This is a genomic window from Candidatus Cloacimonas acidaminovorans str. Evry (assembly GCF_000146065.2).
Classification (GTDB): domain Bacteria; phylum Cloacimonadota; class Cloacimonadia; order Cloacimonadales; family Cloacimonadaceae; genus Cloacimonas; species Cloacimonas acidaminivorans.
Genome location: NC_020449.1, coordinates 1454080 through 1479417, shown reverse-complemented (window position 1 = coordinate 1479417; position 25338 = coordinate 1454080). Strand labels below are relative to the sequence as shown.

19 protein-coding genes and 3 tRNA genes are annotated in these 25338 nt (G+C 37.5%); 6 read left to right on the top strand and 16 right to left on the bottom strand.

Annotation, left to right across the window (positions count from 1 at the left end):
• Positions 1-104 precede the first annotated feature (104 nt).
• Positions 105-686 carry an epoxyqueuosine reductase QueH gene (locus CLOAM_RS06040; protein WP_015424991.1) on the top strand — a complete coding sequence of 194 codons (582 nt, stop codon included), beginning with the start codon at positions 105-107 and terminating at the stop codon, positions 684-686.
• Positions 634-1563, top strand: a complete 930-nt coding sequence (locus CLOAM_RS06035; RefSeq protein ID WP_044279005.1) for an ornithine cyclodeaminase family domain — start codon at positions 634-636, stop codon at positions 1561-1563. Before CLOAM_RS06040 ends, CLOAM_RS06035 begins: the two co-directional genes overlap by 53 nt.
• Before the next feature lie 649 nt (positions 1564-2212).
• On the opposite strand, the gene CLOAM_RS06030 is transcribed toward CLOAM_RS06035, so the two are convergent.
• From CLOAM_RS06030 to CLOAM_RS05970, 13 genes are all read right to left on the bottom strand, one after another.
• Positions 2213-2707, bottom strand: coding sequence for a hypothetical protein (locus CLOAM_RS06030; protein ID WP_015424989.1), 495 nt, complete (start codon positions 2705-2707; stop codon positions 2213-2215).
• A 224-nt stretch (positions 2708-2931) separates the two neighbouring features.
• Positions 2932-6996, bottom strand: coding sequence for a translocation/assembly module TamB domain-containing protein (locus tag CLOAM_RS06025; RefSeq protein WP_015424988.1), 4065 nt, complete (start codon positions 6994-6996; stop codon positions 2932-2934).
• A 15-nt stretch (positions 6997-7011) separates the two neighbouring features.
• Positions 7012-7755 carry an ABC transporter ATP-binding protein gene (locus CLOAM_RS06020; protein WP_015424987.1) on the bottom strand — a complete coding sequence of 248 codons (744 nt, stop codon included), beginning with the start codon at positions 7753-7755 and terminating at the stop codon, positions 7012-7014.
• Positions 7733-8956, bottom strand: a complete 1224-nt coding sequence (locus CLOAM_RS06015; RefSeq protein WP_015424986.1) for an ABC transporter permease — start codon at positions 8954-8956, stop codon at positions 7733-7735. The genes CLOAM_RS06020 and CLOAM_RS06015 overlap by 23 nt, the downstream gene beginning before the upstream one ends.
• A 38-nt stretch (positions 8957-8994) precedes the next feature.
• On the bottom strand, positions 8995-9987 hold the full coding sequence (locus CLOAM_RS06010; RefSeq protein WP_015424985.1) for a glycosyltransferase family 2 protein: 993 nt from the start codon (positions 9985-9987) through the stop codon (positions 8995-8997).
• 13 nt (positions 9988-10000) lie between these two features.
• Complete coding sequence (locus CLOAM_RS06005) at positions 10001-10588, bottom strand: diacylglycerol/polyprenol kinase family protein (RefSeq protein ID WP_015424984.1); 588 nt, start codon at positions 10586-10588, stop codon at positions 10001-10003.
• Positions 10589-10609: 21 nt separating this feature from the next.
• Entirely contained in the window at positions 10610-12172 is a 1563-nt protein-coding gene (locus tag CLOAM_RS06000) for a single-stranded-DNA-specific exonuclease RecJ (RefSeq protein WP_015424983.1), read from the bottom strand.
• Entirely contained in the window at positions 12169-13374 is a 1206-nt protein-coding gene (locus CLOAM_RS05995) for a hypothetical protein (RefSeq protein WP_044279003.1), read from the bottom strand. Before CLOAM_RS05995 ends, CLOAM_RS06000 begins: the two co-directional genes overlap by 4 nt.
• Before the next feature lie 64 nt (positions 13375-13438).
• On the bottom strand, positions 13439-14239 hold the full coding sequence (locus CLOAM_RS05990) for a TatD family hydrolase (RefSeq protein ID WP_015424981.1): 801 nt from the start codon (positions 14237-14239) through the stop codon (positions 13439-13441).
• A gap of 309 nt (positions 14240-14548) precedes the next feature.
• A complete protein-coding gene (locus CLOAM_RS05985) occupies positions 14549-16237 on the bottom strand; it encodes a hypothetical protein (protein ID WP_015424980.1) in 1689 nt (562 codons plus the stop codon).
• Complete coding sequence (locus tag CLOAM_RS05980) at positions 16210-17181, bottom strand: NAD-dependent epimerase/dehydratase family protein (RefSeq protein ID WP_015424979.1); 972 nt, start codon at positions 17179-17181, stop codon at positions 16210-16212. Before CLOAM_RS05980 ends, CLOAM_RS05985 begins: the two co-directional genes overlap by 28 nt.
• Positions 17182-17229: 48 nt before the next feature.
• Positions 17230-17305: transfer RNA gene (locus tag CLOAM_RS05975), tRNA-Val, on the bottom strand.
• A 19-nt stretch (positions 17306-17324) separates the two neighbouring features.
• Positions 17325-17402 (bottom strand) — tRNA-Pro (locus CLOAM_RS05970).
• A 792-nt stretch (positions 17403-18194) separates the two neighbouring features.
• Here CLOAM_RS05970 and CLOAM_RS05965 point away from each other — a divergent pair.
• The 4 genes from CLOAM_RS05965 to CLOAM_RS05950 all read left to right on the top strand — a co-directional run bounded on the left by CLOAM_RS05965 (position 18195) and on the right by CLOAM_RS05950 (position 21563).
• Positions 18195-18270, top strand: a tRNA-Ala gene (locus CLOAM_RS05965).
• A gap of 83 nt (positions 18271-18353) precedes the next feature.
• The gene (locus tag CLOAM_RS05960) at positions 18354-20246 is read left to right on the top strand and encodes a transketolase (RefSeq protein ID WP_015424977.1); all 1893 of its coding nucleotides are present in this window, start codon (positions 18354-18356) and stop codon (positions 20244-20246) included.
• Positions 20247-20283: 37 nt separating this feature from the next.
• Positions 20284-20664 (top strand): hypothetical protein, encoded by a 381-nt coding sequence (locus tag CLOAM_RS05955; protein WP_015424976.1) that lies wholly within the window; start codon positions 20284-20286, stop codon positions 20662-20664.
• The gene (locus CLOAM_RS05950) at positions 20664-21563 is read left to right on the top strand and encodes a DNA-methyltransferase (protein WP_015424975.1); all 900 of its coding nucleotides are present in this window, start codon (positions 20664-20666) and stop codon (positions 21561-21563) included. The genes CLOAM_RS05955 and CLOAM_RS05950 overlap by 1 nt, the downstream gene beginning before the upstream one ends.
• 381 nt (positions 21564-21944) lie before the next feature.
• Here CLOAM_RS05950 and CLOAM_RS05945 read toward each other — a convergent pair whose 3' ends face one another.
• From CLOAM_RS05945 to CLOAM_RS05935, 3 genes are read right to left on the bottom strand one after another with little or no spacing between them, the layout of a single operon-like run.
• Positions 21945-22202, bottom strand: coding sequence for a hypothetical protein (locus tag CLOAM_RS05945; protein ID WP_015424974.1), 258 nt, complete (start codon positions 22200-22202; stop codon positions 21945-21947).
• On the bottom strand, positions 22203-24626 hold the full coding sequence (locus CLOAM_RS05940; RefSeq protein ID WP_015424973.1) for a TIGR03960 family B12-binding radical SAM protein: 2424 nt from the start codon (positions 24624-24626) through the stop codon (positions 22203-22205).
• Positions 24623-25336, bottom strand: coding sequence for an anaerobic ribonucleoside-triphosphate reductase activating protein (locus tag CLOAM_RS05935; protein WP_015424972.1), 714 nt, complete (start codon positions 25334-25336; stop codon positions 24623-24625). Before CLOAM_RS05935 ends, CLOAM_RS05940 begins: the two co-directional genes overlap by 4 nt.
• Between the last annotated feature and the right edge of the window lie 2 nt (positions 25337-25338).

Sequence of the window (25338 nt, the reverse complement as noted above, 5' to 3'; positions counted from 1 at the left end):
TCATTCCGCGCTTAATGCGGGATCTATTTTGAAGGGGGGAAAAATGAATGGATTTGTGCTTGTGAGGTATTACAAGAACGCAGGAATTACAATGAGATAGAATTATGGCAGAAAAAGAACTTTTACTGCATTGCTGTTGCGCACCCTGTTTGATTGCGCCTTTTTATAAGCTGAAAGCTGAAGGGAAAGAACTGACTGCATTTTGGTTTAATCCCAATATTCATCCGCTTTTAGAATATCAAAAAAGGCGTGATACCTTGCGCGATTTTGCTGGAAAAGAGAATATAGAACTGCTTGAACAGGATGAATACGGTCTGATGAATTTTTTGCAGACAACCCTAAAAGATATTAATAACCGCTGTCAATATTGCTATGAAACCCGTTTAAATGCCGTTGCCAAAACAGCAAAAGAACTTTGTTACTCTTCTTTCAGCACTACAATGCTTTACAGTAAATATCAAAAACATGAACTCATTGTGGATATAGCGTTAAAAATGAGCGCCAAATACGGCATTGACTTCTTCTATGAGGACTGGAGATCTTTATGGTGGGAAGGCAGAAAATTAGCTAAAGAAGCCGGACTTTATCGTCAACAATATTGCGGATGTATATTTAGTGAAGAGGAACGCTACCGTGAGCAAATACAAAGAGATAGACCTAAAGAAAATAAAGACCTATCCGATTGACCAACGCTATAGTAAGGTGAATATAAATGCTTTTGCCAAAAAGGGGAAAGTGAAGGTTAATGATTTTTTCAATTGCCTTCCCGATATCCTTGCTGCCAAAGACCTGAAGGAGCTTATTCTTGCCTGCAAAAAAGCCAGAGAAAACCATAAACCCATAATAATCGGTTTGGGAGCTCATATTATCAAATGCGGATTGGCACCTTTATTAATAGAAATGATGGAAGAGGATTTTGTTTCCGCTTTTGTGTGTAACGGTGCCGTAGCGATTCATGATTATGAAATTGCCAATTTTGGCAAGACCTCGGAAGATGTGTCTTCTGCTTTATCAGATGGTTCTTTCGGGATGGCGGAAGAAACAGTAAAGGGAATTAATGAAGCAATAAATAAGGGTTTTAAAGAGAGTTTGGGTTTAGGTGAGGCAATTGGCAAAGAACTTTATACAAAGGCAAAATACAAAGACCTTTCTTTACTCGCTTCTGCCTATAAATGGGAAATTCCTGTTTGCGTGCAGGTTGCTATTGGAACAGATATTATTCATCAAAGCCCTTATGCGGATGGAAAAGCAATTGGTGATTGTTCAATGCGGGATTTTCGGATTTTTGCGGAAAAGGTTTCTGAACTTAATAGGGGAGGGGTGTTTTTAAATTTGGGCTCAGCTGTGATTGTTCCCGAGGTGTTTTTGAAAGCATTAACGGTTGCCCGAAATATTTATGGCGAGGTTCAGAATTTTACTACTGCTGTTTTTGATTTTAATGTGCACTACAGGGCAAAGGTAAATGTAGCAGAAAGACCCGTAGAAAACGGAGGGAAAGGGTATTATTTCATAGGTCAGAATGAAATAATGGTGCCGTTGTTGTTGAAAGCAATTATGGAATAGTTTTTTTCTCACAGATAACTTAGATTTAATAATAATAGGTTTGGGATGAACAGGATTTTTGGGATTTATCTTTTCTATTCCCAATACCTGTAATATAATTTTCATTTTGAAAGGTCATTTAATAAAAGTCACTTTAGGGATGACAGTTTTCTTATCACCGGGTTGAAACCCGTTGTTAATATCTGTCGTTCCTACGGAACTTTTTGTTGGATAAAGAGATAATGACTTTTCTGCTTTCTTATCACCGGGTTGAAACCCGTTGTTAATATCTGTCGTTCCTACGGAACTCTTTCTCGGATAAAGAGATAATGACTTTTCTGCTTTCTTATCACCGGGTTGAAACCCGTTGTTAATATCTGTCGTTCCTACGGAACTTTTTTCCCCATTAAATATAGTTTTGTAGGTTCTTTTCTTATCACCGGGTTGAAACCCGTTGTTATGTTTTTACCATTCCCACGGCATTATTTCTGTCCTTTATGATTTATGAATAAGGACATAGTATAACTTCCCAAGAACAATACTTCCCCAGCGATGAATGTATAAACTCCCCGGAAAATTTTATTTTCTATCCTTGCCCTCAATTTATAAAGCGGGTTTCACTCTTTCACTTTTTCACTTCATTCTTTTACCCGATAACTTATTAGCGGGTTTACTCTTGTGGCAACCATTCATCCTTTATGGTAGGTTTTTTATCGGGTGTAGGGTCTTCAACAGTAAAGCTTTTATCGGAAAGATTGTAGATAACCTTAATTCCCGCTTTTCCAAAAGCAGGTTGAGTAATTGCTGTGATTGTATAAGTATCGGCTGAATATTCAAATTTAAAATCGTTGGTATTGATATCACCCAGGTTCAGTTCTTCCAAAAAGGCAGGATAATCTCCAAATTCATCTGCTTTACGGTATGCTTCCATTGCCTCAATGATTTTTTGGAAAGTGGGGATTATATTTTCAAATTTTTCCTGTGCAATTGCTTCATTGGCTTTATCTATTTGGAGTTGTTTCATTCCAAAGTAAAAAACAAAAACCAAGCCCACCAGCATTAAAATCATAATCAATTCAACCAGGGAAACTCTGGTAGAAAAATCAGCCATTTTAGGAGCTTTTTTGGTATTCACTGCACTTTCGTTTTTAACATTATCCGGCATTATATCCTCCTGGGATTTTTATCATTTTTACCTTTATTTTCAGGTTATGCTTTTTGTCAAAGGATTTTATTAAAAATGTCCCTAATAGATAGCATAAATTTAATAGCAACACGGATTGAACTGATTTCACTTCCTATTCTCCATTCTTTTTTACACCGAGAACACCGAGAACACTGAGAGCACCGAGATTTATTTATAATTCTCAATTTTTCATTCTTCATTCTTCACAGTCCCCAGAATCTAATAAACCTTGACAGCATAATTTCATGGCTGGTCTTTTTTTCTTGAGCTTCGTAGGTAACAGTATAAGCTACGCGGTAATTTTTAGGCAGAATAAGACGAATTGATGCTTCATTGGAAACCAAAATCCGGGTGCGATTTTGCAAGTTTGTGGCTTCTTGTAATTTCAGCATATAGTCCAGAAAAATACTGCTTCCCAGATATTTACTCATTGAAATAGATAAGTTATTCAGTAAAATAGAAGAACTGAATTTGGCGATATCGGAACTAAGCTGATTCATATCAGTATATTCAGCAAATTGTTGAGGATTATTGGTATATTCAGTATAAAGATTTTGAATAAAACCGGCATTTATGGTAAAGCTATCCAAATGCAGAGTTCTGCGGATATAATTTTCTATGGGTGAAAGAATTGGAGTGAAAAGCGAAGCATCAAGGTTACCGGAAATTAAACCTAATGCTTCATCTTGCCAGAATTCACCCTGTGTTCTATCGGGAGTTTCTGTTCCCGTATAATGCAAACGAGCCAGAATTTGACTGATGGTTTTATCTTCAGGGTTATCACTAGTTAAGCTTAATTGCAAGCGTTCCATAAAACTCTTAGTATAATCGGAAGATGTTATTGCCGAAAGAGTTATCATAGACCCATCAGGTGCTCGTTTATAAAAGATACCTTCCAAACCTAACAGATTTTGGGAATCAACTAAGGTTAAATTCACTTTTTCCACTTGAAAGATGGTGCCGAAAATATCAACAGTTCCCTGTTCCGAAGAGAAAGATGCTTCTTTAACAATAAATGATAAGCCATCATAAGCTAAATGCAAATATCCACCCGGAACGACTCTCAGTTCTGCAGGATAGGTTACATACTTAACATTCTCTCCAACAATGAGTTTAACATCCAATATAAAAGGCAGGGGGTTGGGTTCGGAATTTTTTTTCTTGGTGGAACCACGAACGGTAGACGCCAAAGTAAGTAAATTCTCGGTATCCGGAGGATAAAGAACATTGGTGTTGGAAGCAACTGCTTCTCCGCTTATTTTCATTTGGTCAAAGGGACCTCGGATTGTGGCATAACGACTATTTTGGCCTCGTAAAATTACTTTAGTTAAAGAACGGGGAGTTGTATATTTAGGGATGTTTACAAGAATACCAGGTTCTTCACACATCGCTCTAAAAATTCCCAAATCCAGGAATCCCAGCATAAAATGGTCGCTGTTATCGGCTTCAAAGATATTACTAAAAATGAGTTTACCTTCTCCCATTTGAATCTGTCCATATTCAATAATCAGGCGATTTTTATCAAAACCACCTCTGATATTGATGTTGGCAAGGGGTTCCGTTTGGTCTTTAAGACGAATAAATCCATTGTTAATGTTAATTTTTCCCCCGGAAACCAGAAATTGATCTTCGCTAGTGCCAATGCTTACACTTAAAGAGGATTTTCCTTTTGCTTCCAAAATGTAGGGAGTGAGATTTTTCAACCAGCCAAAAAGTTCACCTTCCACATTCAGATTTAGCTGTTCGGGTCCTTCAAAAAATTCGTTGTAAAGAGCATTATAATTAATTGCACCCGAGCTGTTAAGTTTAAAAAGTCCTGCCGATTGCACAAATAAACTGTCTACAATGAGTTGCCGGGGTGTTTGTTTACCTTGAATAACAGCTGTATTGATGGTATAATTTTTTATAGTGATATCTTCCGAAAGAAGGTTTGCCCTCAGTTCCAATTCCGGTTTTCGTTCTTCAATTTTATGCCAGGTAATTCCTGCTATTCCATTTAATTTTCCCGTTAAAGGGGAATTAATAATAACATTTTGAATAGCGAGGTCGTGGAAACCGGCATCCAAACTAATATTCAGCTCCGGTTGGAAACCAATAAGACCGCTTAAATTCAGAATGTTTTGTTCCGAATTGTGAATATTACCCGCAACCTGAATACTATCTACAGGACCGTTTAATTCTAACTTCAGAGAAAAAGGAGTAACTGCTAAAAGGTCAATATAAGATAAATAGGCATTTGCTTTCAGTTCTCCCAAATTTTCACGATTGTATTCGGCAAAAACATTTAGTCCGTAAAATTCGGGCAGATTGATATCCAGCTGAGGAAAATAATGCACAATATCCAAATAACTGATGTTTTTAAGGTTTAAGGCAAAATTCAAGTCCCGATAGTTGGAGAGATTAATTGCTCCGCTTAAACTGATGAAGTCATTAAACTTAAAACCCTGAACGGTAAGCAGGTTATCTTTCAGCATAGCAGAAAGTTCAAAATTTAGGGGCTGATAATTCATCATTCCATTCTTGCTGATAAGATGTAAAGAGGCCTCTTTGGTTTTATAATTAAAGGTTCCCAAGGCATCTAAAGGGGTATTTATAGGCACCGGTTTATCTAATTTTACTCCCAAAAGGGTTTGTAACAGGACATTTTCACCTGTAATGATTGCCTTTATGTCTCCATTCAGATAGGGATTCATTTCAATAACTTTGGGTTGAGAATAGAGTTCTGCCACTTCCAAGTTATCAAACTTTGCATCCAATAGAAGGTTACGACTAAAAATATCACCTATAACTTTAATATTAAAACCGTTATCTCCTGATATATTGGCATCTAAATATAGATTATTGTCACTGGCAAGAGGTATTAATTTTACTTTACCGCTTACTCCTTGAAGCGTTGCCAGGCCATAATTAAAATCCAGCTGATTGATAGTGGCATCAACGAAAGGATATTTTTCCCATAATTCTGCATAAACATCCAAATTAGCAGTTGCCAGATAGGGCTGGGACTGTATTTTTATTGGTTTTGTTTCCAGATGAGCATTGATTGTTCTGTAAAGAGGGTTTAGGTTACCTGAACAGTTAATAATTTGATTCTCAAAAATGAGTTCCGGTAAATTAAAAGCAAGCTCATTATTGTTGTAGGAACCGGTTAAATTAAGATTGCGAAAAGCATATTTTTGATATTTTGCCTGGGTAGAGGTAACATTTAGTTCCAATTCGGGTTTATCTATAGTGCCATATCCTTTAGCTTGCACCATTACATAGCCCTGAAGTTCCTTATGGAACATACTCAAATCAATATTGGCAGTGGCAGAGGCATAATCAAACTTCATTTTTTGGTCTAAATTGCTTATTCTAACCTCTCCTTCCAGTTCACTGCTGCCGAAATTGCTGTGAGAAAGGGATAAATTGAGGTTTCTACCATCGGTTTTAATCCAAAGATAGGGAATTAGGACAGGATAATTTCCGGCAAATAATGTTTCCGTTCCCCAAATTTGAGCTTCAGCTTTATATTTAAGAGGAGCTTTTAGGGTATCTTGCGTTAAGGAGGCAACCAAGGAAATTTCCGTTTGTAGATTTTGTAAATCGGGATGAGAAATGGAAAGAGGTCGGAAAGAAGCAATTTCAGCCTCCACTTTAGCCAAGCGTCCTTTATCTAATAAGCCCTTAGCGGTCAATTTTCCGCCTTTGGCACTAAAGGCATTTAAGGTAACATTGGAATTAGATTTATTGATAGCTGTCAGGTTAATTCCCTGAAAACTGTCTGATATGCTTAAATACCCTTCCTGTAAAATTTTAACCGGTATTTCAGCAGAAATAACAGCCGTTCCTTCAGTTAATTGCAAACGCTTAAAATAATGAGCAAAATCGGGAAGAACAAGAGGTTTTTTGGCTTTAGGAGGTTTGGGTTTATAAAAATAACTGTAATGTACCGTGGGCTTGTATATTTCTATGTCACTAATTAACTTACTGGTTTTAAAACCGGAAAAAAGGTAACGCGTAAGATTATACTGAACACTTAAGCGATGAACCTTTACGGCAATACTACTATCAGCCGAAGTATAAGTAATGCCTTGTGCCAATAACTGACGGTCACTAATATGCAATTCATCAATAGTGACTTCACCTTTGGTCAATTTTCCTAAATATCTGGCGAGATAATTTTTGCAATAATTTCTTAAACCAAAAGCATACCAGGCAAGAACGAAGCCCGTGTTTATCAACAGGAGAATCAGCACAAAAATCAGGAACTTTTTTGCTTTTGGCATAGCAGAATGACCAGTTTATCTTTTTTCCAGTTTGCCTTCGCTTAAATTATAAGTTACCTGTGCCTTAGAGGCATTAGCAACATCATGAGTTACGATAACGAAGGTTTGACCGCGTTCTTGATTAAGCTTTAAAATCATATCCCAAATCTCATTGCTGTGTTCCGGGTCAAGATTTCCTGTCGGTTCATCTGCCAAAACGATTTTAGGGTTATTGATCAAAGCTCTGGCAAGAGCAACCCGTTGCTGTTCACCACCACTTAATTGATTGGGATAATGAGTTATGCGCTCAGCCAAATCAAGTTCATTTAGAAGTGAAACAGCATTAGCAATTGCTTTGGAATGACTTACACCAGATATTATCATCGGTAAAGCTACATTTTCCTGAGCTGTGAGGTCTTCTATCAGGTAGTGAAACTGGAAAACAAATCCCAGCTCTAAATTGCGTATGGAAGCAGCTTCCGGCATAGTGGACTGCACATAATTTCCACCAATCATTACTTTTCCGGAATCCGGGGAATCCAGTAAACCCAAAAGATGGAGGAGAGTACTTTTTCCCGAGCCGGATTTTCCTGTAATACAGACCAATTCGGATTCCTGCACTTCAAGAGTAGCTTTCCGTAAAACATTGATGGTCTGATTGCTGTCTGTATAACTTTTGCAGAGGTCGTAACCGGCTAAACAAATCATACCAAAATCCTTATAAAATAGAACAATCGCTTTTTCATAATATAATCCGTTATGGGTTGCGCAGTAATTCAATAATTTCCATCTTATCTATTTGCTTAAGAGGGAAATAAATACAAATAAATATCAGAACCGAGGAAACAACAAAAATGATTATTTGATTTAAGGGAATGATACTCGTGTTTAAGCTGTCAATAAAATAAACATCACCTTTCAGTTGATAGAAATTCTGCTTTTCTATACCCCAGGAAAGAAGTGCGCCAAAAACCAGACCTGCTATAATAGCCAATAAAGCAGAGAGCCCTACCTGTAGACAAAGTATTCTTTTAATAGAGGCAGAATTGGCTCCCAGGGTTTTAAGAACGGCAATTTCGTTCTTTTTATCCAGAATGATGGTTGCGACAGCAGAAATAACATTTATTCCGGCAATTAAAACCAAAAAGCAGAAAATAATAAAAATCAGCCATTTTTCCATTTCTACCAGATGTAATAAACCGGCACTGAAGGTCTGCCAAGGGTATACTGAATATTCGGGACCTACAATTGTTTGGAGGAGTTGAGCAATTTCGGGAGCTTTTTCTATGTCCTTTGATTTTAAGCGTATTTCCAGTTTACTGAAACCGGGTTTTGCATTTAGCATATATTCGGCGTCTGTAATGTTGGTAAGAACTAAAGAGCGGTCTGTTTCATAAAATCCGCTGCTGTAAATGCCTGCTATCGGCAAATAATATTCTGAAGGAAAAATGCCCAAAGCGGAAATATTATCTAAACGGGTAAAGACAACTTTTAAAGTATCTCCAATATCTTTACCCAGTTCTTTAGCCAGATATTTACCAATAATAACTTCTCCCTTGGCAGGTATTTTTTTGCCTTTTTGAATGTATTTTGCCTGCGGAAAGGGTTGTTTACCGTTAAAATCATAAGCATTGAGAATTGCACCCCGCACTTTTTCTTTTCCAGCTGTCATAACAGGGTAGCTAAGCAGAGGAGTAATTTGCTGAATTTCATCCCTTTTAGAAAGTTTAGTTATCAGCGAATCGGTTTCATCGTTGGATATATTATCCAGATTTGCTTTAGTTAAAGTGATGTGAGGGAAAGTTCCCAAGAGGACATCCTTCAAAGTCCTTTCATAACCTTCAAAGAGGTTCAAACCGGCACTTAAAATTCCTACAGAAAGGATAATTCCCAAAATCATAAACACAAAACTGAACCGTAATAAATTACGCTTGGGAGCTTTGAGATAGCGTGTTAGGAAAAAAGTGGAAAGCTTATCCATAACTAATTAGTAAGAAAGCGAGATAGAAAATGATGTTCTCATCCTTTCCTGTCTCCCAATTCTATAAAGGGTTGCTTGGATTCCAACAAGGGAACCGGGGACTCAATATTCAGGCAATGAGTGATAGAAACAGGTGTCCTGTTTCCTTGGCGGAAACGATTTACAATTAATTCTGAAATCAAACCCATAGAAATAAACTGTAAACCACCTAAAATAAGTAAAATGCCTAAGAACAAAAGAGGACGATTGGAAAGCGGCTGACTATAGAACAATTTCAAAATAGCAAGGTAAATACTAATGACAAGACCAATAAAAGTGGAGGCAATTCCAACGCGCCCAAAGAGATACAAAGGACTTTTACTGTATTGGGTAATCATTTTTACGGTTAGAAGGTCAAAAAAACCGCGTAGATAACGCTCTTTGCCATATTTGCTTTTACCGAATTTACGCGGACGATGAGCAACCGGAATTTCGCCAACTTTATAGCCCAGAGAATGAGCCAAAACAGGTATGTAACGATGCATTTCTCCATAGAGGACAAGTTCTTTTTCCAGAGGATGACGATATGCCTTAAATCCGCAATTATAGTCCTTTATTTTCAAGTGGAAGGTCTTAGCGGTAACGAAATTGAACAATTTAGAAGGCAGGATTTTATATAACGGATCTCTTCTTTTGCGTTTCCAGCCGGAAACCAAATCGTAGCCCTCATTAAGCTTGGCAATAAAATTCGGAATTTCCACAGGATTATCTTGTAAATCGCCATCCAGGGTAAAAATAATATCTCCTTCGGCAAGGTTAAAACCAACCTGAAGAGCTGTAGCTTTGCCAAAATTGCGTCTGAACTTAACTGCTTTAACTTTTTCATCGTTTTCTGCCAATTCCTGCATAACGGCAAAGCTGTTATCAACAGAGCCATCATCAATAAAGATGATTTCATATTCATAGCCCTGGCAGTTTTGCAGAATTTCAGTATAGAGTTCTTTTAAGGACTCCTGTTCATTCAAGACCGGAATTATAAAGGATAATTTCATAGCTACCTTATCTTTAAATTACAATGCTCAGCAAAGTCATTACTAAAGCTGAAGCAATTGGAATCTTGATATTATCGTCAAGGGGAATGTTACAAAATTCTGCTATTGTAGCGGTTAAAGCACCGAAAATAGCCAGTGGAGGATTATCCAGCCAAAAGATGCCGAAAATTAAGCAACTGACAAAACAAGCCAAACTACCTTCCAAGCTTTTTTTTCCGTTGTTAAACCAGCGTTTACCGAAATTAATTCCTACAAAAGCAGCAAATGTATCGCCAATCGTTAAAAAAGCCATAGCGCAGGAAGCAATAAGCGGATCAAAAAAAGCAACGCAAATTACTGCTGAAAAAAGCATATAAGTAGCACCCGTAAAATCTTTGCGCTCATGCTTTCTAAGCAGGATACCAAAGATGCGGTAAAAGGTCTTATGAAAATCCTTCTGCCAAAAACGGTAAAATTCTATTACCAAACTAATAGTGAAAGCAATCAGCAAGAGTGAAAAACACCAAGCACGATTGAAAGACAGCAGATAACGATAGCCCAAAGGGATAACTAAACTGCTGATATGTATTGCTTTTCTTAGGGTTTCACCGGGCTCAATCAACTGCAGATGCCTCCTGTAAATTTATTCATCAATTTTTTGCTGCCAGGATAACACTTTAACCAGATTGGGGGCTTTCCACATAACTAACGCATCGCCTTTTCCCTTATTCGGCAAATCCATACCGCTGTTATCCAAAGATACATAACGGGTAATTTCAACTCTGGAAGTGTTACGAATTAAAAATGAAGGTTCCGGATTCAACTGTCCCCAAGGTAACAAAATTTCCAGCTTTTTCCAATTATCCCAGTTCAGGTCTTTAGGACATACCTCTGCATCGTAGCTTAATATTTCTTGTTTAGAAGGGTGATAATTCTTCTGCAAAAAGCTGTTGAAACATTCCAGGAAAGCATCGTAATGCTCAGGTTTCATTGTAAATCCTGCTGCTCTGGGATGACCTCCAAATTGTGCTAAGTGCTTTTTACAGTGAGTGAAAGCATCCATTATGTTAAAATCCTCTCCACATCTGCCTTCGCAAACTGTAACGCCATTATTATATTTTAGGATTATAGCAGGAATATGCAGTTTGCTTACAACATAAGTTGCCGCTGTTCCCAAAAGAGTATAAGGAATAACATCTTCATCATCATAATAAACAAACCAGTTACCTACAAAATCCGTTGCCAAGGTATCCATAAATTTGAAAATCCTGTTCAATTCACTTTCCCATTTATTCTTTTGGCTTTCCAAATCCTCAAAAAGTCTGGCTTTGGCATCTGATAACTGCAGAATAAAGCGCATTGCAGTATGCTGGCCATTAGGTTCACGACCATTAGCTATAAGATGGGAAGTATATTGCAGAAAACTGAAAATATCACTCATTGTATTGATACGGTTATAATTACGCAGAAGAAAAGTAACTGTTTCATCCTGAACCTCATCAAAATGTTCTAAAACATAGCGAACAAGGATTCTATTCAAGCCAATCATAGGAACTTTATCAGCAATAGAGCCAACAGCAGTCCAAAAGTAACTGGCAGGTTCAACAGGGTGATTCCAAAGTTGTCCCAAATATCTAATCAGCATTAAAACAACTCCTACTCCGGCAAGCTGTTTAAAAGGATATGGACATTCCGGCAGCTGAGGATTCATTATCGTAAATGCAGGAGGTAACATATCCGGCTGCACAATATGATGATCGGTTATTATTACTTCACAACCCATTGCATTCAGATTTTTTACCCCTTCTTTGGAAACAATGCCGTTATCCACTGTAACTATTAAGCGGTAATCATTTTGACGCACAAATTCAATAAAACCATCCTGAATGCCATGGGGCTCCAGATTGCGATTGGGAATATAATAACAATGTTTTTGATAACCGCAGGAATTTAAGAAGTTATACAAAATGTAGGTGCTGGTTATTCCATCAGGATCATCGTGACCGAAAATCACCATTGGTTCATTCTCAAAAAGAGCAATCCGCATCCTATTTTCCACTTTGTCAATATTGGCAAAAAGCTTTTCATCGGGTAGCATTTCAAGATTGGTCTGCAAATTCAGGGAAGTAAGGTTTCGGGACTTAATAATTTGATTTAATAAATCATTAGATATATTTATATTACTATTAGGTTCATCTTGCTTCATTCAGCTTCCTCTTTTTCAGGTATATCACGCGGAGCAGTTCTATCTATTCCCTTGCTGATAATATCAAAACCGGTAAATCCGATCATCAGCATCATTGAAGTATCGCTAAGATTGTTGGTGGAAAGAGCACCTCGTTGTAAATATTGAAATCCCAAATCAATTCTATCTACTTCATTTTTCAAGGGAAGGGTAAGTCCACAGCTGATGGCATATTCATCAATATCATTGCCATTTTTATCATAAAAAGGGAGCTGACGCATAGAGCCACCTAACCTCATAGGCAGTTTCAGAAAAATATGTTTATGAGTTTCAGTATCTGGCTCATAAGCAAATCCGATTCCTGCCTTATAACAATCCCTATAGTTATGGGAAATTGATTCCCAGGGTTCATAGCTGATATCTGCAGTTATCTTAAATTGTTCCAAGGGCTTAACGGTTGTGCTTACACAATAAAGTTCTGGCAGTTTATATTCATAATCAACAGCCGGTTCGGTATTATGAATGCAACTGCGAATGAGTTCACCTTTCATTGTTACGGGAGCATTGTAATGTGCACCGATACTGTATTTATCAAAAATTTTAATTGCTCCAAAAGTTACGCTGGGATTCTTGAAATCCATCAGCAGGGATTCATAAGTATCAAAATTGGAATAATTTCCCGTTTGCGAAAAATAAAGTTTGTTATGTCCGAAATAATAGTTTACACTCATTCCCAAGTTTACATCTTTAAAACTGTAACTGTAAATCAGATCAGCTTTATAGAGATATTTGTCGGTGGTTTGGGTTTCCGTTGAACCATCGGGAAGCGTTCTTTGATTCGTAACCAATCCTGAAGAGAGGGAATTGAATTGAATTCCCAAACGGTGTTTGTTAATAGGTATACTGATATTAAAATAGGGAAAATCCAGGGAATCATCCCGATAACTATGTTTCTCACCTTCAAAACGGGATTGATATTTAGTATAGCCCAAAATCATTCCGGTAGAAAATAAAGTGTAGTTATTTCTATTATGCATTGCAGGATTTGCATAACCAGTATTGAGACGAAAAACATCACTGGCACCGGTATCACCCATACCAAAGCTGTAAATATCTCTGCCATAATTACGAACAGGAAAACCATAAAAGGAGAAGATGGAATTTCCTGCCCAAAGTGATATACCTAATACTATGCCACAGATAACGATAACTATTTTTTTCATTATATATCCTTTCACTTTAAAGTCATAATATCTTGCCGGCTAATTAGTTAACCTATATATAACATTAAGCTTTTTTATGTCCGGCTTTTTTATGTGATGCTTTTACAGGGTCGGGAGGGACACGGAAAAAACGATAAGCATTCGCAAAAGAGAGTTCTGCTACTTCATTGGGACTGATTTCTTTAACTTCTGCTATCTTTTCTACAACTAAAGGCAGGAAAAGAGGCGAATTTCTTTTTCCGCGGTGTAAATAGGGAGGCAAATAGGGACAATCCGTTTCCACCATAAATCTATCCAAGGGAACTAAACGAATAACATCATCCAATTTGGAATTAGCATAAGTGATATTAGCCGTAAAAGAAATCATCCAACCCTCATCCAAAACCTGTTGTGCAAAAATAATATCACCCGTAAAACAATGAAAGACAGCTTCTTTAACTCCATTTTTTTTCAGAATGTTATAACATTCCTGATGAGCATCTCTGTCGTGAACAATTATCGGCAAATCATATTCTACAGCCAAATGTGCTTGATTATTAAAAACCTCTCTTTGAACCGTAAAAGGAGATAAATTCCGAAAAAAGTCCAGTCCGATTTCCCCGATAGCCAAGACCTTTTTTTCTCTTGCCAGTTTTTTTACCACCTCGGCATCAAAATCCACTGCATCATGAGGATGAAAGCCAACAGTAGAAAAGATGTGCAAATGCTTTTTAGCCAGCTCCAAAGAACTATATGCCGTTTCCTTATTGAAAGCAACATTGATGATATATTCAATGCCACTGCTAAAGCATTTGTTAATTATGGTTTCTCTGTCGGCATCAAAATCGGGATGATCCAGATGGGCATGTGTTTCAAATAATTTCATTTTTCAATTATTAAACCTCATTTATAAGATAAATTCAATTCAAAATAAAGAGCGTATTTTGTCAAGCACATCAACAGCACCGATTTTTTTTACACCGAGGATACTGAAATCATAAAGAGCACAGAAAGAATGAAGAAGATCATTTTTTGGATGATGAGCCATTTATCATTCCTGTGGAAGCAGGAATCTACATAAGGTAAAATAATATTTATGCATTTTCAATTTGATATTTATATCACTTACCAACTTCAGCACTCCAGCACTCCAGTACTCCAGCACTTTAATACTCCAGCACTTTTTGTTTTTTCGTTAATTCAAGTAGAGCCAAAGAACTTGCACATAGAGTGATGTCGGAACCGAATAGGCACCATAAATTGCTGAAGAAAGAGCGTTTTTAATTCCCGCACGTAATTCAAAGTAGTTGCTGATATCAAAACCAGCCCAGACATCCAAAATTGTTGATGCCTCAATTAAAGATGGGTTTACGGCATTGGCAATATAATATCCAGAGTGACCATAGATACCGCAACCGGCAACTACCGAATTATCGTAAGGTAAATGGTATTTTATTTGTTGCACACTTTGAAAGCGGTATTCGGGACTTTCGGTCAAGTTTTGATAGTATTTGCTTATTACCCATTCAGGTCTGGCGATTAACTGCCAATTTTTCCAGGTGAAATTAGCATCCATTGCCAGGCGCATGAAGGGCTGTTGTTTTTCCAAATTAAACCAGGTGCTATCTGCTTTTTGTTTAATTTCTTTGCTGCCCACAGCGATTAAGGGTTTAATATTCCAAAGGTTATAGCTGAATTGAACGGATACCTCTCGGGGAATGGATATATCTATCAACTCCAATTCTCCCGAGGAATTAAAAATATCTTTACCCTTCAGGGAAGAAGGGTCTTTGCCTAAAAGTTGTTTATAGGTTACTCCCGCTTCAAAGTTTTGAAGAGAATATGCAATATCGGCAAATAATCTTCCCCGTTTCCAGTCAAGCCAGTCACCGCTTAAGTCAATTTCCAGCGGGTTATCTATCTTAAAAGCGAGGGCAAGTTTATCTTCATATTCTTCTTCATCATAGAATCCGCAGAAGTATTTATCGTCTTTATTCCAGTTATGTTCATACAAAGTTTGATATTGCCCAAAACCGAATTTCTGTTCCGAGCTAATCTGAACTCTTGTGGACTTGCGTTTGTATGTTTCATAAAACTCTCTGGCAGAAGCAGTTTCGGATTCTTGTAAAAATTTCAGTTTTACCCAGGGGATTCCCAATTCCGCATAAATCTGTTGTAATTCATAATCAATTTTGAAGTTGGTAAGTTGCCAATAAAAAGGGAGCAAATCATTCATTGCAATATCTTTTTTCCAACTTGCATATTCAGCTTCCCAGTTAAATAGTTTTCCTTTCCGGGAAAGACGATGTTTCATTGCTGTTTCTGCAGAGGTTATATCCGACCAGAAGCCGTTTTGAGCTAGTAAATCACCTTGGTATTCCAATTCTGAATAAGAAAACAGCTCGTTTTTAACAAAATTAATTCTGGCGTAGTGATGATCATAATCACCCAGTCCTGCATCCACAGAAGTTAGAACAGGAGCAAAAGGATAAGTTCTATTGGTATAATTTACCGTTCTTTGATATTTTTTAACCGGATACAGGGTATTGAATGAACCGTGATACAAAGCAGGCGAAAATATCCCGGAAAATGTCTCAAAACCGTTTCTTTCCGGCATCGGTAAATTGGTTCTTCCCAAATAGAAATAACAATTATGATACAAATCACCCAGGTCTAAATGAATGGGAGCAGTGCTGAAAACAGATTCACGAGTATCAATTCTGTTCTTTTTTATCCAATTCTCAATATCTGTTTTAGCTATTTCGTGGACGGTGTAACTTATTGTGTCGGTTTCAGATATATTTTCCTCTAACAATATTTCTTCCGCGCTCAAAGGAAGGAACAGCAGAACAAATATTATAGCCAACCCAATGCGCGGTAACACTTTGCGGTATCCTTAATATTATTTTCCAGATTGGCTATGGGTTGCCAGCCAAGAATATTTTGAGCTTTAGAGATATCTGCGAGCCAGGCATCAGCCAGAATTTCCTTCATTTTTTCCTTGTTAACTACTACTTCTTTGTGGAAAAGATGCCCATAAAGGTCTCCCGCATAAAATACAATTTTGGCTAAACTTTCGGGAACAGTAATTGTTATAGGATGTTTATTCAGGGCTTTGGCAATAGCGGAAAAAATATCGCTCTGCTTATAGACCTGTCCATCGGTAGCAAAAAAGGTCTGAGAATAGGCAGAGGGATTATTTACACAGAGTTCAATAAACCGACATAATTCGGAAACATAAATCATATTCAGCAGTTTATCTTTGTGCCCTATTTGGAAACTAAATCCTCTATCCACTATTTTAAAAAGCTGTAAAAAGTCCTTATCTCCACAGCCGTAAACAGAACAGGGACGGATAATGGTATAATACTTTTTACATTTTTGCTTAATTACCTCTTCTGCAGCCAGTTTGCTTTTACCATAAATTGTTATTGGTGCTCCTAATTCATCTTCTTTTACGGGAATATTATTAATACTGGGACGCGATGCTGCCTGTGAACTAAGATAAATAATCTGCTGTGATTCGGCAATTCTATTGCTTGCTGCAATAATTTTTTCCGTAATACCCAAATTGGCTTTGAACATCTGTTCCGCATTATTTGCTTTTGTTTTTCCGGCATTATGGATTATTATATCTACCCCGGTAAAAGCGGTAAGGAGTGAAGTTACATCATCATAATCTACCCTAACGATTTGTGCACTGGAAGGAATAAATGTAGTGGCAGCATTAGCCCGGATTATTGCCTTAACTTCATAGCCAGCAGAAAGAAAGTGTTTAACCAGATTACTGCCTACAAATCCGTTGGCTCCTGTGATTGCTATTTTCATTCCTCACCACTTATCGTATTTATCTATTTCCAAACTATAAAATAAAAATGGTGGGCGCTAAGGGACTCGAACCCCCGACCACATGCGTGTAAAGCATGTGCTCTCCCAACTGAGCTAAGCGCCCAAGCCAAAATATTTTACATTGGTCGGGGTGAGAGGATTCGAACCTCCGACTCCCTGCTCCCAAAGCAGGTGCGCTAACCGGGCTGCGCTACACCCCGTTTGTCTATAATCCAAAACTTGGACAGGGTAAATTTTGTCAATAACTTTCGTTGTGTAGACGGAGGACGCTGTTCCTCCGCTTAATTTTAGGGAAAACACTATTCTCATTGTTTAACCTTCTGCCAAGCTATTGCATTACCAAAATGTTTGTTGGAAGGGAACTGCCGGATTGGATGTAGAGGGCGAGGACGCCGTATCTCCCTTATTTTGATTCCTTAGCGAAAGGTTAGGTAAAACGATAATGCTGGGTTGGATGTAAGCGGAAATAATTCAGTTTATCCGTTATTTTGCCCCCTTACCGCAAAAATTAGTGGTAAGGGAAATGTGGAATTGGAGGTAGAATGTGGGGAAGATGTCACTTTTTCAACCTCAAGTTTGTTATAAGGTGAAACTGTTAATCAAGAGTTAATCATACCTTAATCAAGCGTTAATTATTAACGCTTGATTAACGCTTGATTAAGGCCAGATTAACGCTTTTGGCTAAGGATTGATAGGAAAGTTTGTATATATTATGCTGGTTTTAGCAAAGATAGAAATTGCCTGAAGTATAAATTCCATAAGCAATCTTTAGTTTCCAGAGTAAAGAAAAAACTTTCCACCCTTTATTTTCCCATTAAAAGGTGAAAAAAAATCATTACTAGCCCAATGTAGTTAATATAGAGAAATATTAGTTTTTCAATTGACAATCCGACAGTAAGTTACAGAATAATAAAGGAGAAATGCTGTAGTTTCTGCTTGACAGAATTCTGCCCTTTGCAGGCAATGCACTCATATAAAGTGATTTTTCTATTGGGGCATTAGCTCAGCTGGGAGAGCGCATGACTGGCAGTCATGAGGTCAGCGGTTCGATCCCGCTATGCTCCACCATTTTTTATTCCCCTTCATCAAAAAGGAATTGGTGAAGGGGATAAACTTTTATGCAAGGGAAAAATAGAATATAAGGAAAACAAATGAAAACCGATATTCAGGACTTGATTAATACTATTAAAACACAGGCAAATGAAGCCAGAAAAGCAATTTTAACAATGACAACTCTTGCCGGTTCGGGTCATCCTGGCGGTTCAATGTCCTCAATTGACCTTCTTTTGTGCGTGTATAATACTATAAAACATAATCCTGCTCAACCCCAAATGCCAGATAGAGATAGAGTTATAATCAGCAATGGACATATTTCTCCCGCTGTTTTCAGCGCTCTTGGACTTCTGGGCTATTTTGATCTGGACGAAGCAATCGCTCAATTTCGGCTTACGGGAAGTATTTTTGAAGGTCATACTGAACGCAGAGTTCCGGGGGTGGAATGGAGTAGTGGGAATTTAGGTCAGGGTTTATCTGCCGGAACTGGCTTTGCACTTGCTTCCCGGATAAACAAAATTCCCTACAATGTTTATGTTTTTATGGGTGACGGAGAACAGCAAAAGGGTCAGATTAGCGAGGCAAGACGTTTTGCAGTAAAATATTGCCTAAATAATATTATCGCTATTATTGACTATAATCAATTGCAGATAAGCGGTTCCATCCATAATGTTATGCCTCAAAATATCCGAAAAAACTGGGAATCAGATGGCTGGAAAGTGATGGAAGTTGATGGTCACAATATTCCTCTTATTCTTACTGCCCTTGACAATGCACGCGCTTTTCAGCAACCAACAATGATTCTGGCACATACGGTAATGGGTAAAGGCGTGACTTTTATGGAAAATAATGCCCAATATCACGGTTCTGCTTTGTCCGAAGCTCAATTGGAAAACGCCTTGAAGGAATTGGGAACAGAGAATGAACTGAAAAAATACCGTAAACTGCGCTCGGAATTTAAGCCGGAACAAAACCCGCAAATCAGTTTTGCTTTTGAGCCCGATTTTACAATAGGCAAGCCCGTTCGGTATGAAACAGATAGCGATTGCAGAAGCGCCTGGGGAAAAACAATTGCCGATTTAGCCAAAGTAAATGCTAATGCCAAAACGCCAATTGTGGTTTTGGATTGCGATTTGGCTACAAGCGTAAAGACGGAAGAATTTGCCCAGGTAAGTCCCCAAAACTTTTTCCAGTGCGGGATTATGGAACAGCATACTTGCGTGATGGGAGGAGCTCTTTCTATTTGTGGAATTCAGACCTTCTGGAGTGATTTTGGTGTTTTCGGTATTGCAGAGGTCTATAATAATCAACGTCTTAACGATATCAATCAAACCAATCTGAAAACAGTTGTTACACATACAGGCATAGATGTAGGTGCAGATGGAAAGACCCATCAGTGTATTGACTATATTTCTTTAACCAGAAACCTCTTTGGCTTTAAACTTATCTTTCCTGCAGACGCCAATCAAACCGATAGAATTATCCGCTGGTTGATTAATAAACCAGGAAATTATCTGGTAACGATGGGACGCTCCAAACTTCCCGTGCTGAAAAAATTAGACGGAACTTTGCAATATGATGTGGATTATAACTTTATTTACGGTGAAGCAGATATTCTTAGAGACGGAAATGACGGCAGTATGTGGGTTTGCGGAACTCCTGTTGCCAAAGCGATAAAGGCAGTTGATACCTTACGAGAAGAAGGTATTTTTCTTGAATTGCTCTATGTTTCCTCACCCTTGCATCTTGACCTGACTCAAGTAAAGTCCTCTGCCGGTAAAGGTATAATTTTCAGTGTGGAAGATCATTCTGTAAATGGTGGCTTGGGAACCTCTATTGCCGATGCTCTTGCCGTCAATTCTCTGGGTGTAAAATTAGTTAAAATCGGGGTTACACAATACCCGATGTCCGGAGAAGCAAATGAACTCTACCATTGGGCTGGCTTGGATACTACGTCACTTATTGCTACGGTAAAAAAATATCTGGCATAAAAATGAAGAATGAAAAATTGAGAATTGAAAATTGTGAATGAAGATAACTACAAAATTATATAATAATCTCGGTGTTCTCTGTGTTTTCGGTGTTCTCGGTGTAAAGAATGCAGAATTAAGAATTATAAATAATAATCAGTGTAAATCTGCCGGTGTGATTCAAGGTTTTTGGTCTCTAAATCCTTGCCCATCAGAAATTGATGATTATATAAAGAACTCACCCCGGTTGGGATTTAAAACCTATAACAATGTAACTGATATTATTAATGATTGCGAAGAGCTCGTAACTAACGAATATTATTTTCTATCTACTATGTTAAATAAGCCACAAATTGGCAAATACATAAGTATAGCGGCAAGAGAGAAAACCGATACCGCTAAAGCAGAGAAATTCATTGAACTTCTTAAAGGCAAATAATGAACAAGATAACAGGAACATCTACCAGTTCATTTGGCACAAAGGGAAGAATAAATCACGACTCTTCCAAGTTTTATGACTCTAAATTATACGAAGAGATACAAACTAAAAAAGTGATAGATAAAACAGAAAATCCATTCCCTGAGGAATATTTGAATAAGGTTATTCTTGGTTCTGCTGAAAATATGCAGGAAATTCCTGATAATTCTGTTCATTTAATGATAACCTCACCACCTTACAATGTTAGCAAGGACTATGATAAGAATTTATCCCTGAGACAATATCTGGAATTGTTAGAAAATTCTTTCAGGGAAACATACAGGGTCTTAGTTAATGGTGGAAGAGCTTGTATTAATGTAGCTAATATTGGAAGGAAACCTTATATTCCTCTGTCCGATTATATCTCCCAAATTATGATAAACATTGGTTTTAATATGAGGGGTGAAATAATTTGGAATAAGGCATCAAGTGCCAGTCCCTCTACTGCCTGGGGAAGCTGGATGAGTGCTACCAATCCTATTTTAAGGGATATTCACGAATATATTTTAATTTTTTCCAAAGGAGATTATAATAGAAACAAAAAAGGTAAACAAAGCACAATCCGAAAAGAGGACTTTATAGAATGGACAAAATCAGTGTGGGTTATGAAAGCGGAATCAGCTAAAAAAATTGGACACCCGGCACCTTTTCCTGAAGAACTTCCTTACCGTTTAATACAGTTATATTCCTTCCAGGATGATATAATTCTTGATCCTTTTATGGGCAGCGGAACAACTGCAATATCTTCTTTAAAATCACATCGCTATTTTATTGGTTATGAAATTGAACCTGCTTATATAGAGCTATGCAATAGAAGGATTAGCACTTATTTGGATCAATTAACTCTGGAATTGGAATAGAAAGTAAAAAGAATGAAATGATAAAAAGGGGAACAAAGAGAAAAAGAGGATTATTTTACAAAGAGGGCAAGAGAAAAAGAGGATTAATTGACTATTGAAAATGGAGAATTGAGAATGAAAGTTAGGATTTATTTGCATTGTAAGACAGGAGTCATTTGCGCCTTGATAACTTTTTAGCTGGTTGATATCTTTGACGGTGCTTATTACTTATAACGCCATAGAATTATCTCTCACAGATAACACAGCTTTTACGGATAACACAGATATATATTAGAAAGAATTTATAATTCTCCACTCTCAATTCTACATTATACATTCTACATTCTACATTTTACATTCTACATTAAACCCTGCTCTCTTTCCTCTTTGTGAAATAAGAAGTTACAGTCGGATTGTCTCAATCGTTCCCTGGTTAAGTTTTAGAGCTGGCTCTCCGTGAATCATCTTGATGATTCCCAGTTCTTTACCACATTTTGGACACTTGGGTCGAGAAAATGTTTCTGCGCCTTTCAGTCCTACAAAATCCTCAGTTAATCTACTTATTATGCATTTGATCAGGCGTCCCTTTCCTGCTTTGTAATAACGAAAAAGGGTGTATCCACAGCGGCATTTAACATCAATTATTTTGCCTGTTTTCATTTAGCGAAAGCCGTTACGGTAAATTTTTTGCTGATAGAGCATTGTTTTTTCCAGGGTTAAAACAGCAGGCAGAATTTCATATACAGAAGGGCTTTCCAGCAATTTTTCCAGTTGCAGTTCGTTACCGATTAGGTTTATGGAAACGATAATCTCTTTCAGATCATAGTTTTTCACATTAGGAGGAGTGCCTTTTGTGTAAGTAAATATCTTACTTAGCTTAAAGAATTTGATTTTATCTCTTATATGCAAATATAAAGAGTCAGGGAAAATAGTGCTGAGCAATTCAGTTTTTGGCGGAGTAATTTTTGTTTTTATGGGCTCAACGGCAGTTACAGTAAAATCAGGAATTTGGGTTTTGTTAAATTCCTGCAAAATTAGTTCCGCTGGATAGGGTTGATAAAAAGAGAGATCAAAATATTCTGCCAAACCCTCAATTCCAACTGCTAAAGGAGGGCATAAAGAAACCTTGGGATGGGGATTAAACCCTTGTGTAAAGACAGTTTTCAGTTCTAAAACGGATATTCTGCGGAAAAGCATACGCATCCAATCCAAATGAGAAATAAAGCGTAAAAGTCCCGTTTTTTGATAATAAACCCGATATTTATATTGAGCTGCTTGATAAAGCGGGATTTTCTTATTCTGCTGCAAGTTATCTGTTTCTAATAAACTACCTTTTGCTGTTTTAGTTTGCACTTCCTCATTGCAAATTCCGCAGGAAGAACAAAGCTCTCTGCAATCCGGTGTTTGAATTCCTGCTTTTGCTTTTTCCCATTCGGAAAGAAGAAAATTCTTATCTATACCCAGGGAAATAAAATCCCAGGGCAATTTGTCTTGTGGATTGCGTGAACCCAAATAACTATTTAAGTTAATATTACATTCAGCTATTGCCTCCTGCCACCAGGAAAAATTAAAACACTCATTCCAACCATCAAAACGGGCACCCTTGGTAAAAGCGAGTTCAATAACTTCTGCTATTTTTGTATCACCCCGGCTAAGTAATGCTTCCAGAATGGAATTTTCAATGGTATGATAGCGGATTTTGATATTTTTAGATTTAGCAAAAGCGGATTTGATTTTGATTGCCTTTTTCAATAATGATTCTGCATCTTCCAGAGCACACCACTGAAAAGGAGTAAACGGTTTGGGGACAAAAGGGGAAAGAGTTACATTTATTTGTAGACGCCTTTTTCCCGATTCATTGATTTTATGGATAAGCTTAATAATTGCTTCAATATCGTCTTCCGTTTCACTTGGCAAACCAAGCATAAAATAGAGCTTAATCTTTTGCCAGCCAAATTTTAATGCGGTTTCAATTCCAGCCAGGATTTGTTCTTCGCTCAAGTTTTTATTTATCACCTGGCGTAAATGTTCAGAGCCAGCTTCAGGAGCTATAGTTAAGCCCTCTCTGCCCAAACTTTTAAGCGCTTGACCGATTTCCTTATCCAAAGTGTCCACTCTTAAAGAGGGAAGAGCAATATGGGTTTTTTGGGTCTCAATAACTTTCGGCAACTGTAATAGCAAATTTTGAATGCAAGAATAATCACTGCTGGAAAGGGATAACAAACCAACTTCGTCCCAACCGCTTGCTTTTATTTCTTTTAGGATATTTTCTATGATAGCATTGGGTTCGCGTTCCCGCACAGGACGATAAAAATAACCAGCAAAACAAAATCGGCAACCCCGGGAGCAACCTCTCATAATTTCAGATACATAGCGATTATGAGTAGCCAATTGCCAGGAAAGTAATTGAGGACTGTGTTGTGATTTAGATGTATGAAAAGCAGTATATTTACGACAATGAATAAGATCAATGTTATTATGCAGAGCAGGAACATAACAGGATGGTAGCTTGGAAATTTGTTTAATTCGCTCAGAACGCTTCTTTTCGTTTTTTAGAATTTCGGCAATTTGAATGATGCCTTCTTCGGCTTCCCCGATAAAAAACACATCTATAAAAGGAGCTAAAGGTAAAGGATTTACGGCACAAGGACCTCCTGCTAGAATTATTGGGTCTGTTTCTTGCCGTTGTTTGCTGTGTATATCTATTCCGCTTAACTTAACCAGTTCCAGCACATTAGTGTAATTAAGTTCACTTTGCAGGGTAATTCCTAAGATGTCAAAGTCCTTAACCTGCCTTCTGCTTTCCCAACCGAAAAGTTCCAATTCCTCTTCCCTCATTAAATCAATCAAATCAATCCAGGGAAGATAAACCCTGTCTGCCATAGCATAATCCAATTCATTGATCAGGGAATAGAGTATTTTTATGCCCAAATGTGAAATTCCCAGTTCATAAGTATCGGGAAAAGCAAAAGCGAAATGGACTTGAAAGGCGGAAAAATCCTTTCTCCAGGCATTAATTTCATTGTCTATATATCTGGATGGTTTTTCCACAAAAGGCAGAAGGTGCTCAATATTAACTTTCATAAACTGCGCAAAGATATTTTTATGCTATGTTCTGTGCCCCAATGGATTAACGAGAGACAGGCAGGATTTTCATGGAAAGAGAAAGAACCGGTTACTATATTTTCTCTTTTGATTTCATCCAGGGTCTTGTTGTAATGGCATTGTTGAATGATAAATTTATCGCCTGGCTTCAGTAAATCTTGCATAGAAGCAAGGTCATAAGTGCTTAAAAGCAAATCAAAATAAGTAGTGCGGAATTCATAATCAACTCCTGATCGGCGAATAAGCTCCATACTTTTTTCTATTGTTCCTACCTCCAAATCCGCTCTGGTTATAACTTTATAAAGTTTCAACGGGGCTTTTATATCCATCGCAAAATAATCCACCAGTCCTTGATTAACGATTTCCTGTAAGACCTCAGGACGAGAACCGTTAGTATCCAATTTTATTTTGTAACGCATTGCTTTTGTTAACTTTAGAAAAGGAATAAGGTCTTCTTGCAAGGTTGGTTCACCTCCTGTAACTACTACTGCGGAAAGTTTCTTATGACGACGATAAAGAAAACGCAGAACCTTTTCTGTTTCCAGCAAGGGGCTATATCTTTGGGGATCAACAAGTTCGGGATTATGACAATAAGGACAGCGAAAATTGCAGCCCTGCGTAAAAACAATGGCAGATAACTGACCCGGATAATCCAACAGCGAAAATTTTTGCAACCCTCCAATATTCATTA

What these genes read in the sequence shown, in the direction of transcription:
- CLOAM_RS06040 (WP_015424991.1), top strand. Translation starts at nt 105, where the DNA reads ATGGCAGAAAAAGAACTTTTACTGCATTGCTGTTGCGCACCCTGTTTG.
- CLOAM_RS06030 (WP_015424989.1), bottom strand. Translation starts at nt 2,707, where the DNA reads ATGCCGGATAATGTTAAAAACGAAAGTGCAGTGAATACCAAAAAAGCT.
- CLOAM_RS06025 (WP_015424988.1), bottom strand. Translation starts at nt 6,996, where the DNA reads ATGCCAAAAGCAAAAAAGTTCCTGATTTTTGTGCTGATTCTCCTGTTG.
- CLOAM_RS06015 (WP_015424986.1), bottom strand. Translation starts at nt 8,956, where the DNA reads ATGGATAAGCTTTCCACTTTTTTCCTAACACGCTATCTCAAAGCTCCC.
- CLOAM_RS06010 (WP_015424985.1), bottom strand. Translation starts at nt 9,987, where the DNA reads ATGAAATTATCCTTTATAATTCCGGTCTTGAATGAACAGGAGTCCTTA.
- CLOAM_RS06000 (WP_015424983.1), bottom strand. Translation starts at nt 12,172, where the DNA reads ATGAAGCAAGATGAACCTAATAGTAATATAAATATATCTAATGATTTA.
- CLOAM_RS05995 (WP_044279003.1), bottom strand. Translation starts at nt 13,374, where the DNA reads ATGAAAAAAATAGTTATCGTTATCTGTGGCATAGTATTAGGTATATCA.
- CLOAM_RS05990 (WP_015424981.1), bottom strand. Translation starts at nt 14,239, where the DNA reads ATGAAATTATTTGAAACACATGCCCATCTGGATCATCCCGATTTTGAT.
- CLOAM_RS05980 (WP_015424979.1), bottom strand. Translation starts at nt 17,181, where the DNA reads ATGAAAATAGCAATCACAGGAGCCAACGGATTTGTAGGCAGTAATCTG.
- CLOAM_RS05960 (WP_015424977.1), top strand. Translation starts at nt 18,354, where the DNA reads ATGAAAACCGATATTCAGGACTTGATTAATACTATTAAAACACAGGCA.
- CLOAM_RS05955 (WP_015424976.1), top strand. Translation starts at nt 20,284, where the DNA reads ATGAAGATAACTACAAAATTATATAATAATCTCGGTGTTCTCTGTGTT.
- CLOAM_RS05950 (WP_015424975.1), top strand. Translation starts at nt 20,664, where the DNA reads ATGAACAAGATAACAGGAACATCTACCAGTTCATTTGGCACAAAGGGA.
- CLOAM_RS05945 (WP_015424974.1), bottom strand. Translation starts at nt 22,202, where the DNA reads ATGAAAACAGGCAAAATAATTGATGTTAAATGCCGCTGTGGATACACC.
- CLOAM_RS05940 (WP_015424973.1), bottom strand. Translation starts at nt 24,626, where the DNA reads ATGAAAGTTAATATTGAGCACCTTCTGCCTTTTGTGGAAAAACCATCC.
- CLOAM_RS05935 (WP_015424972.1), bottom strand. Translation starts at nt 25,336, where the DNA reads ATGAATATTGGAGGGTTGCAAAAATTTTCGCTGTTGGATTATCCGGGT.